At 62.4% G+C, this 9,515-nt stretch carries 14 protein-coding genes; 11 read left to right on the forward strand and 3 right to left on the reverse strand.

From position 1 onward, the window contains the following. Positions 1-39 precede the first annotated feature (39 nt). Both rplM and rpsI read left to right on the forward strand, forming a co-directional pair. Positions 40-468, forward strand: coding sequence for a 50S ribosomal protein L13 (rplM, locus tag ACI1V7_RS26170; RefSeq protein WP_290415030.1), 429 nt, complete (start codon positions 40-42; stop codon positions 466-468). Positions 469-477: 9 nt separating this feature from the next. Further along, the gene (gene rpsI, locus ACI1V7_RS26175; RefSeq protein WP_028102305.1) at positions 478-870 is read left to right on the forward strand and encodes a 30S ribosomal protein S9; all 393 of its coding nucleotides are present in this window, start codon (positions 478-480) and stop codon (positions 868-870) included. 249 nt (positions 871-1,119) lie between these two features. Here the strand turns inward: rpsI and ACI1V7_RS26180 are convergent, their stop codons facing one another. Next, a complete protein-coding gene (locus ACI1V7_RS26180; protein ID WP_404535180.1) occupies positions 1,120-2,355 on the reverse strand; it encodes an MFS transporter in 1,236 nt (411 codons plus the stop codon). An 81-nt stretch (positions 2,356-2,436) separates the two neighbouring features. Between ACI1V7_RS26180 and ACI1V7_RS26185 the strand changes: the two genes are divergently transcribed. The 4 genes from ACI1V7_RS26185 to erpA all read left to right on the forward strand — a co-directional run bounded on the left by ACI1V7_RS26185 (position 2,437) and on the right by erpA (position 5,456). Beyond that, the gene (locus ACI1V7_RS26185; RefSeq protein ID WP_404535182.1) at positions 2,437-3,351 is read left to right on the forward strand and encodes a LysR substrate-binding domain-containing protein; all 915 of its coding nucleotides are present in this window, start codon (positions 2,437-2,439) and stop codon (positions 3,349-3,351) included. A gap of 61 nt (positions 3,352-3,412) precedes the next feature. Next, entirely contained in the window at positions 3,413-4,450 is a 1,038-nt protein-coding gene (gene argC / locus ACI1V7_RS26190) for an N-acetyl-gamma-glutamyl-phosphate reductase (RefSeq protein WP_404535185.1), read from the forward strand. 165 nt (positions 4,451-4,615) lie between these two features. Further along, a complete protein-coding gene (locus ACI1V7_RS26195; RefSeq protein ID WP_404535205.1) occupies positions 4,616-5,026 on the forward strand; it encodes a bactofilin family protein in 411 nt (136 codons plus the stop codon). 55 nt (positions 5,027-5,081) lie between these two features. Further along, entirely contained in the window at positions 5,082-5,456 is a 375-nt protein-coding gene (erpA, locus tag ACI1V7_RS26200) for an iron-sulfur cluster insertion protein ErpA (RefSeq protein ID WP_290415033.1), read from the forward strand. A gap of 347 nt (positions 5,457-5,803) precedes the next feature. Here erpA and ACI1V7_RS26205 read toward each other — a convergent pair whose 3' ends face one another. Next, positions 5,804-6,439: an NAD(P)H-dependent oxidoreductase gene (locus ACI1V7_RS26205; protein ID WP_404535188.1), complete on the reverse strand. Its 636-nt coding sequence runs from the start codon at positions 6,437-6,439 to the stop codon at positions 5,804-5,806. 97 nt (positions 6,440-6,536) lie between these two features. Between ACI1V7_RS26205 and ACI1V7_RS26210 the strand changes: the two genes are divergently transcribed. The 5 genes from ACI1V7_RS26210 to ACI1V7_RS26230 all read left to right on the forward strand — a co-directional run bounded on the left by ACI1V7_RS26210 (position 6,537) and on the right by ACI1V7_RS26230 (position 9,421). Continuing rightward, positions 6,537-7,463 carry a LysR family transcriptional regulator gene (locus tag ACI1V7_RS26210; RefSeq protein WP_404535191.1) on the forward strand — a complete coding sequence of 309 codons (927 nt, stop codon included), beginning with the start codon at positions 6,537-6,539 and terminating at the stop codon, positions 7,461-7,463. A 138-nt stretch (positions 7,464-7,601) separates the two neighbouring features. Next, positions 7,602-8,144 carry a hypothetical protein gene (locus tag ACI1V7_RS26215; RefSeq protein ID WP_404535193.1) on the forward strand — a complete coding sequence of 181 codons (543 nt, stop codon included), beginning with the start codon at positions 7,602-7,604 and terminating at the stop codon, positions 8,142-8,144. A 139-nt stretch (positions 8,145-8,283) separates the two neighbouring features. After that, entirely contained in the window at positions 8,284-8,568 is a 285-nt protein-coding gene (locus ACI1V7_RS26220; RefSeq protein ID WP_404535196.1) for a hypothetical protein, read from the forward strand. 83 nt (positions 8,569-8,651) lie between these two features. After that, positions 8,652-8,927, forward strand: a complete 276-nt coding sequence (locus ACI1V7_RS26225) for a hypothetical protein (RefSeq protein WP_404535199.1) — start codon at positions 8,652-8,654, stop codon at positions 8,925-8,927. A gap of 170 nt (positions 8,928-9,097) precedes the next feature. Continuing rightward, complete coding sequence (locus tag ACI1V7_RS26230) at positions 9,098-9,421, forward strand: DUF6985 domain-containing protein (RefSeq protein ID WP_404535202.1); 324 nt, start codon at positions 9,098-9,100, stop codon at positions 9,419-9,421. A 2-nt stretch (positions 9,422-9,423) separates the two neighbouring features. Here the strand turns inward: ACI1V7_RS26230 and ACI1V7_RS26235 are convergent. Further along, a partial coding sequence (locus ACI1V7_RS26235) for an IS3 family transposase (RefSeq protein ID WP_404535207.1) occupies positions 9,424-9,515 on the reverse strand: 92 nt, incomplete at its 5' end.

The following is a 9,515-nucleotide window of genomic DNA, read 5'->3' on the forward strand; positions in this document are numbered from 1 at the left end:
CACCATTTGAGCATTTACACCTATATATAGGAAGTCAACATGAAAACTTTTTCCGCTAAGGGCCATGAAGTCCAGCGCGATTGGTACGTGATTGACGCGACGGACAAAGTCCTCGGACGTGTTGCCAGCGAAGTGGCACTCCGACTGCGCGGCAAACACAAGCCCGAATTCACTCCGCACGTCGACACCGGCGATTTCATCGTCGTCGTCAATGCAGGCAAGCTGCGCGTTACCGGCACCAAGGCCACCGCGAAGACCTACTACCGTCACTCGGGCTACCCGGGCGGTATCTACGAAACCAACTTCCTGAAAATGCAACAGCGCTTCCCGGGCCGTGCCCTGGAAAAGGCTGTCAAAGGCATGCTGCCGAAGGGCCCGCTGGGCTACGCCATGATCAAGAAGCTGAAAGTGTACGCGGAAGGCACCCACCCGCACGCTGCCCAGCAACCCAAAGCACTCGAACTGTAAGGAATTGCCATGATCGGTAACTACAACTACGGCACCGGCCGTCGCAAGAGTGCAGTGGCCCGCGTGTTCATCAAGGCTGGCACCGGCCAGATCATCGTGAACGGCAAACCGGCCGCCGAATACTTCTCGCGCGAAACCGGCCTGATGGTCATCCGTCAACCGCTGGAACTGACCGGCAACGTCGAGCGTTTCGACATCAAGGTCAACGTGCACGGCGGCGGCGAGTCCGGCCAGGCAGGTGCAGTGCGCCACGGCATCACCCGCGCACTGATCGACTACGACGCAGGCCTGAAGGGCGACCTGGCACGTGCCGGTTTCGTCACCCGTGACGCCCGTGAAGTCGAGCGTAAGAAAGTTGGTCTGCGCAAAGCACGTCGCGCAAAGCAATTCTCGAAGCGTTAATTGGATTGCAGCACCTCGGTGCTGCTTCCAAACAAAAAGCCGCCCGCTGCAAAGCCGGCGGCTTTTTTGTTGCCCAAACTCGAGACCAAAAATTCGGGGTCAGCAAAATTCGGGGTCAGAGCACATTTCTTGGCAAGGACTCCAGCGCAATATCTGTCGATATTCCTGGGGCATGCAGTCAGCGCTCGGCGTGGAAAGTGCCAAGCTTTAACGGAAAAACATTTCTACAAAATGTGCTCTGACCCCGAATTAGCGCGCTGACCCCTGCCGCCCGTGATCAGGTGACGGGCGTGCGTTGTTCAGATGGGGGCCGAGCGCGCGCACCAGGGGCAGGATGGCCGCCGCCGTCGCGGCCGTGGCCAGTAGCGCGACGGTCCGGTTCGTGTAGTCGGCAAGCGCGCCGTAGAGGATCGGGGCGATGCCGCCGGCGCCGATGACGCTCGTGTAGAAGACGGCGAAGCTGCGGCCGGTATCGCCATCGGACAGTTCCGGCACCGTGCCATACAGCACGGATGAGGTGCCGTTCAGGAACATCCCCAGCAGCGGCAGCAGGACCAGCGTCGCCGTCAGCGGCGTCGCCAGCGTGGCGGCGATCAGCAGGGCCGTGACGGCCTCGCTCAGCATGACGCAGCGCACGACCCCCAGCCGTTCCCCGAGCCAGCCGAAGGCGAACTTGCCGAAGGCGCCGCCGAGGAACAGCAGGGCCAGCGCCAGGCCCACGGTGGGCGAGCCGCCGCCGCGGCCATGGACGAGGAAGGGCAGGAACAGCAGGTAGCCCATGCGGGTCGCCGTATCGAGCGCGCCGATCGTCGCCAGGATCCTGAAGCCGGCCCGGCTCCGGCCGGCCGCCGTCGTGGTGGTCGTCGTCGGCGCAGGGCGCGCGCTGGGCGACCCTGGCGCCATCGTGGCCAGGGCGGCCAGCACGCCGACGCCGAGCAGGGCCATCAGTCCCAGCACGGGCCGCCATGCCATCAGCGGCAGCAGCAAGGCGACCAGTGCCGGCAGCGCCGCTTTCCCGAGGTCGCCGGAAAAGTTATAGATGCCCAGTGGCCGGCGCGCCGCCGCGCCAAAGGCGTCGGTCACCAGCATGGAGCCGCGCGGATGCTGGATGCTGGAGCCGATGCCCGCGAGGACGAGCCCGGCGCACAGCCCGCCGAAGCCGAGCGGCAGCGCCATCAGCAGCAGGCCCGCCGCCGCCAGCAGGGTGGAGAGCATCAGCGCCGCCCGCGGCGACCAGCCGCGCAGGACGCGGTCGGCCGGGATCTGCAGGCCGCCCATCGTCCCGTAGTAGAGCGCGCGCACCAGCGCCAGCGCCGCATACGACAGGCCGAACTGGGCCTGCCAGACGGGCAGGAAGGCATACAGCCCGTCCGTGTAGCCGTCGTGCAGGGCATGGGCCAGGCATGCGGCCCACAGGCTGCGCGATGCCGTCGAGGGCGCCGGGCTCGATGCGAGCGGCGCGTGGGGAGTGGTCGACGTTGTCATCCTCCCATCGTAGGCAGGAGAGAAAATTTATACAATCGAGAAATTCTTTGCTGTATCGATTAGATTTTCTATGGAAACCGCATGCGCCGCCTGCCACCTCTGAATGCATTGCGTGCCTTCGAAGCCGTCGTCCGGATGGGCAGCCATGCCGACGCGGCGCTGCAGCTCGGCGTCACCCAGGGCGCCGTGAGCCAGCAGATCGCCACGCTCGAGCACTGGCTGGGCCAGGCGCTGTTCACGAAGGAAGGGCGGCGCATGGTCGCCACGCCGATGGCGCGCATCCTTGCCGCGGAAGTGGGCCTGTCGCTGGACCGGCTAGCGCTGGCTGCGGAAGCCTATGGGCGGCCCGGCGTGCGCCGCATCCTCCGGGTCAGCGCGCCGACGAGCCTGGCGATGCGCTGGCTGATTCCCCGGCTGGCCCGCTACCACGCCGCCCATCCCGATGTCGAGGTCGTCGTCACGACCGTGTCCTCGCTGGTGGAAGACTTGCGCGGCGGCGTCGACGTGGCGATCCGGCGCGGCGTCGCCAGGACGGATCTCTGGCCGCAACACCACGTCGTGCCCCTGCTGGACGAGGTCGACACGCTGATCATGAGTCCCGCCCTGTTTGCCCGGCGGCCGATCCACGCGCCGGCCGACGTCGAAGGGCATGCCTGGCTTGCCAGCGAGACGCGCGCCGGCGACTGGGACGGCTGGCTGGAAGCGGCCGGGCTCCAGCACCTGGCGGGCCTGCCGCGCCAGACCTTCGACCATTTCTTCGTGACCCGGCAGGCCGTGGTGGATGGACTGGGCGTCGGCATCGGCTCCTTGCCCCTGCTGGAGATCGACGTCGCATGCGGCAACCTGATGCTGCCGCTGCCGGGCATCCGGGTGCCGCGGACGGGCTACGTCGCGCTCTACCCGCGCCAGGCCGATCCCGGGCGCCTGCTGGCCGGCTTCGTCGACTGGCTGGCCGGCGAAGCGGCACCGGCCGGTGCGATGCAGCACAAGCCATAGCAGCCTGCTAGAATTGCGGGCTCGTACGGGAACGACTCTTTATTACCAAGAAGGAATAGACATGATCAAAGTTGGCATCGTTGGCGGCACCGGTTACACGGGCGTGGAACTGCTGCGCCTGCTCGCAGCCCATCCGGAAACGGAGCTGACCGCCATTACGTCGCGCAAGGAAGACGGCCTGCCCGTCGCCGACATGTTCCCGTCGCTGCGCGGCCATGTCGACATCGCCTTCTCGAGCCCGGACAAGGCCGACCTGAAGCAGTGCGACGTGGTGTTCTTCGCCACCCCGCACGGCGTCGCGATGGCCCAGGCGCCCGAACTGCTGGCCGCCGGCGTCAAGGTGATCGACCTGGCCGCCGACTTCCGCCTGAAGGACCAGGCAACGTTCGAGAAGTGGTACAAGATTCCGCATACGGCGCCGGAACTGCTGGAAGAGGCCGTCTATGGCCTGCCCGAGCTGAACCGCGACGACATCAAGAAGGCGCGCCTGATCGCCAACCCGGGCTGCTACCCGACCACGATGCAGCTGGGCTTCTACCCGCTGCTCAAGGCCGGCATCATCGACGCGGGCAGCCTGATCGCCGACGCCAAGTCGGGCGTGTCCGGCGCCGGCCGCAAGGCCGAGATCGGCACGCTGTTCTCGGAAGCGAGCGACAACTTCAAGGCCTACGGCGTGCATGGCCACCGCCACACCCCGGAAACCTCGGCCCAGCTGCAGCGCTTCACGGAGCAGCAGGTCAGCCTGATCTTCACCCCGCACCTGGTGCCGATGATCCGCGGCATGCACGCGACGCTGTACGCGCGTCTGAAGGAGGACATCTCCAACGAGGCACTGCAGCAGCTGTTCGAAGAGCAGTACAAGGACGCCGAATTCGTCGACGTGATGCCGTTCGCTTCGCACCCGGAAACCCGTTCCACGCGCGGCTCGAACATGCTGCGCATCGCGCTGCACCGTCCGGACAACGGCAACACCGTCGTGATCCTGGTCGTGCAGGACAACCTGGTGAAGGGCGCCTCGGGCCAGGCCGTGCAGTGCATGAACCTGATGTTCGGCCTGCCGGAAAGCATGGGCTTGAAGCAGATCGCGTTGCTGCCGTAATCCACACCAGGCGAGGCACATCGACGCGGCGTCTTCCTTCGGGAAGCGCCGCGTTGTTTTTTGGCAAGGTTTGGCGACAAGACGCAGATCAAGGCGAGCGGGATGGGGGACGGTAAATTGTCTGTTGCACCATTTCTTTCCGGATCTCATTGCCAGGGGATTGCCATGTTCGGTCGTAACGCAAAAAGCGAAATCGATAGCCTGATCGGTATTTCCGCGCGCATCGAAGGAGACCTCGTCTTCACCGGAGGCCTGCGCATCGACGGCGAAGTGCACGGCAACGTGCTGGCCGGCGGCGATGCCGACAGCGTCCTCATCGTGTCGGAACATGCGCGCATCGAGGGAGAGGTGCGCTGCGCCAACCTGGTCGTCAACGGCTCGATCGCGGGCACCGTTTATTGCTCCGAGCTACTTGAATTGCAGCCGAAAGGCCGCATACATGGTGATGTCCATTACCGCCTGCTCGAAATGCACGGCGGCGCGCTCGTCACGGGCAAGCTGACCCACCAGCCCGAACTGCTGACCGAAGAACCCGTGTTCCACCTCGGCGTGGCCCCTGAAGGCGCTCCAGCATGACTTGCGCCAACGGTCTATAATGGACGAAATCCGTAATTCAATCAGGAGTTTATCCATGAATGCAGTCGCCGACGTGCAAGAGTCGCAAGACACCACCATCCCGTCTCCCATCATCTTCACCGACAGCGCCGCAGACAAAGTCGCTCAGCTGATCGAAGAAGAAGGCAACCCCGACCTGAAACTGCGCGTGTTCGTGCAGGGCGGCGGCTGCTCGGGCTTCCAGTACGGCTTCACCTTCGACGAAATCGTCAACGACGACGACACGACGATGGAAAAGAACGGCGTCCAGCTGCTGATCGATTCGATGAGCTACCAGTACCTGGTCGGCGCCGAGATCGACTACAAGGACGACCTCGAAGGCGCCCAGTTCGTCATCAAGAACCCGAACGCCACCTCGACCTGCGGCTGCGGTTCCTCGTTCTCCGCCTGATCGACGTTTCGCCCCATTGAATGGCCGCCCCGGCATTGCCGCGGCGGCCGTTTTCGTTTCTGGTCTTGTTATGTCCAGATCCGTATTGCTACCTGGGCCAGAACGGCCAGGAGTGCGACGAGACGGAGGGGGGCAAGCCGCCTTTCCTTGCGCGTGATGCGCAGGCGGCAGGGGTGGGACGCGCCGGAGTGGCTCGTCGCTTTCGAGAAGCTCGCGTTACAAGCGAGTGTAGGGGATGCGTTCGCGCGACCGGAGATGGCCTGGAGCGCCGTGCCCGGGAAATGACGGGCCCGTTCCCGTAGGGTGGGCACCAAGTGCCCACCCGTGTGCGCTACCAGGCTACGCGTTTAGTTGATCTCGGTGACGAACTGGTCGCGCGGGCGGCGCACCTTCGGCAGGTTCACGAGCCAGTCGGCGTCGGCCTTGCGGTAGCCCAGCGGCAGCATGACGACGCTGCGCAGGTTGCGCTCGCGCAGCTTCAGGATGCTGTCGACGGCGGCCGGATCGAAGCCTTCCATCGGGGTCGCATCGACTTCCTCGAAGGCGGCCGCGATGACGGCCGCGCCGAAACCGATGTAGGCCTGGCGCGCCGCGTGCTCGAAGTTCACTTGCTCGCCGCGACCCGGATAGGTCGACAGCAGTTGCTGGCGATACGCTTCCCAGCCTTCGTTGCGGAAGCCGCGCACGTCGTTGGTCAGGTCGAACATGTAATTGATGCGCTCGGCGGTGTAGTCGTCCCAGGCGGCGAACACGAGCAGGTGCGATGCATCCGTCACTTGCGCCTGGTTCCACGCCACTTCACGGATCTGCGCGCGCAGGGCCGGATTCTTGATGACGAAGATTTCGTACGGCTGCAGGCCGGAGGAGGTCGGCGCCAGGCGGGCCGCCTCGATGATGCGTTCGATCTTGTCTTCGGCGACCGGACGGGTCGGATCCATGGCCTTGGTGGCGTAGCGCCATTGCAGTTTATTCAGTAATTCCATTGCTGACCTCGTTATTAATGGGTGACAGCATTGTATTCCCTCTTCGACGAGCAATAAACTAGGAGGCCAGCAAATGATTTGTTCGTGAAAGGTGAAGATGGCACGCAGGTTCGACCATTTGTCCGATGCCGAGGTATTGCTCAGCGTCGTCGAGCACGGTTCCTTCAGCGCCGCCGCCGTGGTGCTCTCGACGACGGCCTCGGTGCTGAGCCGCGCCGTCTCGCGGCTGGAGGGCCGCCTTGGCGCGCAATTGCTCAGGCGAACCACGCGCAGCCTGAGCCTGACCGATGCCGGCCGGCGCTATGCCGACGACGTGCGCGCCGCCTTCAGCCAGATCGAGCAGGCCGAGCAGGCGATCCGCAGCACGACGCTGCAACTGAGCGGCAAGGTGCGCATGAGCGTGTCGAACAGCTACGGCCAGCAGCGCCTGGCGCCCTTGCTGGCCGCCTACGCACGCGCCTATCCGCTGGTCGAACTCGAGGTGGACATCAGCAACCGCGTCGTCGACCTGGTCGCCGAGGGCTTCGACCTGGCGATCCGCTCGGGACCGATCCCCAACAGCAGCCTGGTGGCCCGTCCTATCGAGGTATCGCCGCTGTGCCTGATCGCGTCGCCGGACTACGTGGAGGCCGCCGGGCCGCTGTCCAGCCTCGATGACCTGGCACGCCAGCGCTGCCTCGCCTTCATCCGCCCCAGCACCGGACGGGTAATTCCATGGCAGCTGCGCGACGGCGGCCGCGACATCGACTGGATCCCGCCGGCCAGCGTCACCGTGTCGACCGATGCGCTGGGCGTCGTGTGGCTGGCCGAGCAGGGCATGGGCATCGCGCTGTGCCCGCGCATGTTCGTGGAAGCCAGCCTGGCGTCCGGGCGCCTCGTCGAGGTGCTGCCGGGCCTGGGCGGACGCACGCGGACTGTGTCCGTCATCTATCCGGCCCACCGCGGGCTGTCGGCGGCGTCGCGGGCGTTGATTGAAATGTTGTTGGCGTCGTGTCCTGTGCGGCCTGCGGCCGTGGCTCACTAACAAAGACCATTACAAAAAGCATGACCTGCGGGCGATGTCCGGCTTGCAATGAAAGTAATAGACTCGTAAGCTGAGCCGTAAGACCGTCAGTTATCGGCCAGAAGCGGTCGTTCGAACTCGGCCCAGAACTCTTTAACTATGCGCACCCTCGTCCTTACCTGCGACCTCGATAAAGTCAAGATTGTTGACGAGCCGACGTACACTTTCGGTTCCGTCGACAATGCGCGATGCTACAGATATGAGATACCTCTCGTGTCCGACGAAAGGCCAACCTCGATTCATGGGGTTTTACTCAATGATGAGCCGATTGTTGTCTTTGGCGCCGGAGGCGGGTGCAGCGCCGTGCACGAGCATTCTGGATTGGTACTGGACTCGAAGCTGTATCTAGCGGTTGGCGATCGCATAGTCTGCTTCATCCTACTCGAGCAGTGCCTTGCTTGGTCCTTAAAGGTCGACTCTGCAACCTGCTTCGGCATCTACTACAACCCAGGCCGGCACGCACTGCTTTCTCACGGTGAGTTAGAGATTGCTCGAATCGATGAGGCTGGAGAACTCCTCTGGTCGAGTTCGGGTGCAGATATTTTTTCGGAAGGGTTCCGGCTAGAAGATGAGTACATCTCTGCGGTCGACTTTGATGGCAGGGAATACTGCTTTAGCTATGAAACGGGATCATTAATATAACCTTCCGCTTCGGGTCGACAGCAGCCTGTCGTGACAGTCCGCGACTTTTTCAGTTCGGCAACCTGCTATGCTGAGCTAAACGGCTGGGATCGGCCAGGAGCGGCCGATATAGCTAGCCGATCTTCTCTAAGCACCGAAGATGAGCACTCAAAACGAAAAAGAGTTGTACCAGCGCATTGATGAGGTCCTGCACTACCTCTGGGATCCAATCGGCGTGTCAGGCATACCGCTGGCGAGGGACGAATATCATTCGTATGTACCCCAAGTGGTTGCGCTACTCAACGAAAATGCGAACATGCAGCAAATAGCTGGCTACCTCAACGAAGTCGTCACGAAACAGATGGGACTTCGTGAAAACGCAGACGCCACGCTACATGTTGTTGCCGTTCTTCAAGACTGGAAAGCGACGCTAAAGGCCGGTTAGGGTCGGTAGCGGACGCTACAGCAGGTCCGCAACCGGCCAGAAGGGAGATTACCCTAGAGTGAAAACGTGATCGGATTAGAGAAATGAACCAAGATGAGATTACTCGTGCGCTCCAAGAATTTGTCGGGGCCTTCGAAGTCGTGTTTCGACGTGACTGGGAGTACACGAAGATCATGATTGGCCATGAAGCCGACGGCGCCAACTTTCTCGACCCAAAACTCGATGACGAGTTCGAAGACTGGGGCGCGCGCGGAGCCCTGCTGGCGAAGTATCGTTCTCTTTTGGTTGTTATGAAACGAAATTCGCCAGAGCCGGTATCTCCTTTCCCAATCCACCATGTGCGACCAAAGCACGGGTGAGATCGGAAGCATGCAAATGTCTGCTCCGGGTCGATTTCGGCCTGTCGTGATTGTTCGTGACTCTTCCAGCTCGGCAAACTGCTACGCTGAGTTGAACTGCCGGGTTCGGCCATGAGCAGACCTGGGCTTCGCTCCTTCTCGAAAGTCAACAAGTAGCGTTTAGTTCAACTATGCAAATTCCTTTATTGAATCAGGTTACAAAAGATGAACGTTTTGGCTGGCTTTACAGCGAGCCAGTACCGATGAGCGCTCTGGGAGGTAGGAGAGTTCGTATAGTGTTGGAAGGCTATGAAGAGGATGAGAGCAAAGATGATTTTCATTCGGTGATCATTACGTTGTTGTCCGCTGGGCCTGAAGTGCTAAAAGCAGCCGAACCTGATGTTTTCAGCTACTACCAGGACATGAACGGTTACTGGGCTCCTGGACTTCCCCCACTCCGGTGGACATTTCTGACCTATGATTGGACTTCCCCCGGTTCGCTAGACAAATCATGACCTCACGCTGAGGCGCGTTCAAAGGCCTCGGGGCTGACACCGCCCAGATGACTATGGCGCCGAGTCCGATTGTAAAAGACTTCGATGTAGTCGA

It is taken from the genome of Massilia paldalensis (assembly GCF_044901715.1).
GTDB lineage: Bacteria > Pseudomonadota > Gammaproteobacteria > Burkholderiales > Burkholderiaceae_D > Telluria > Telluria paldalensis.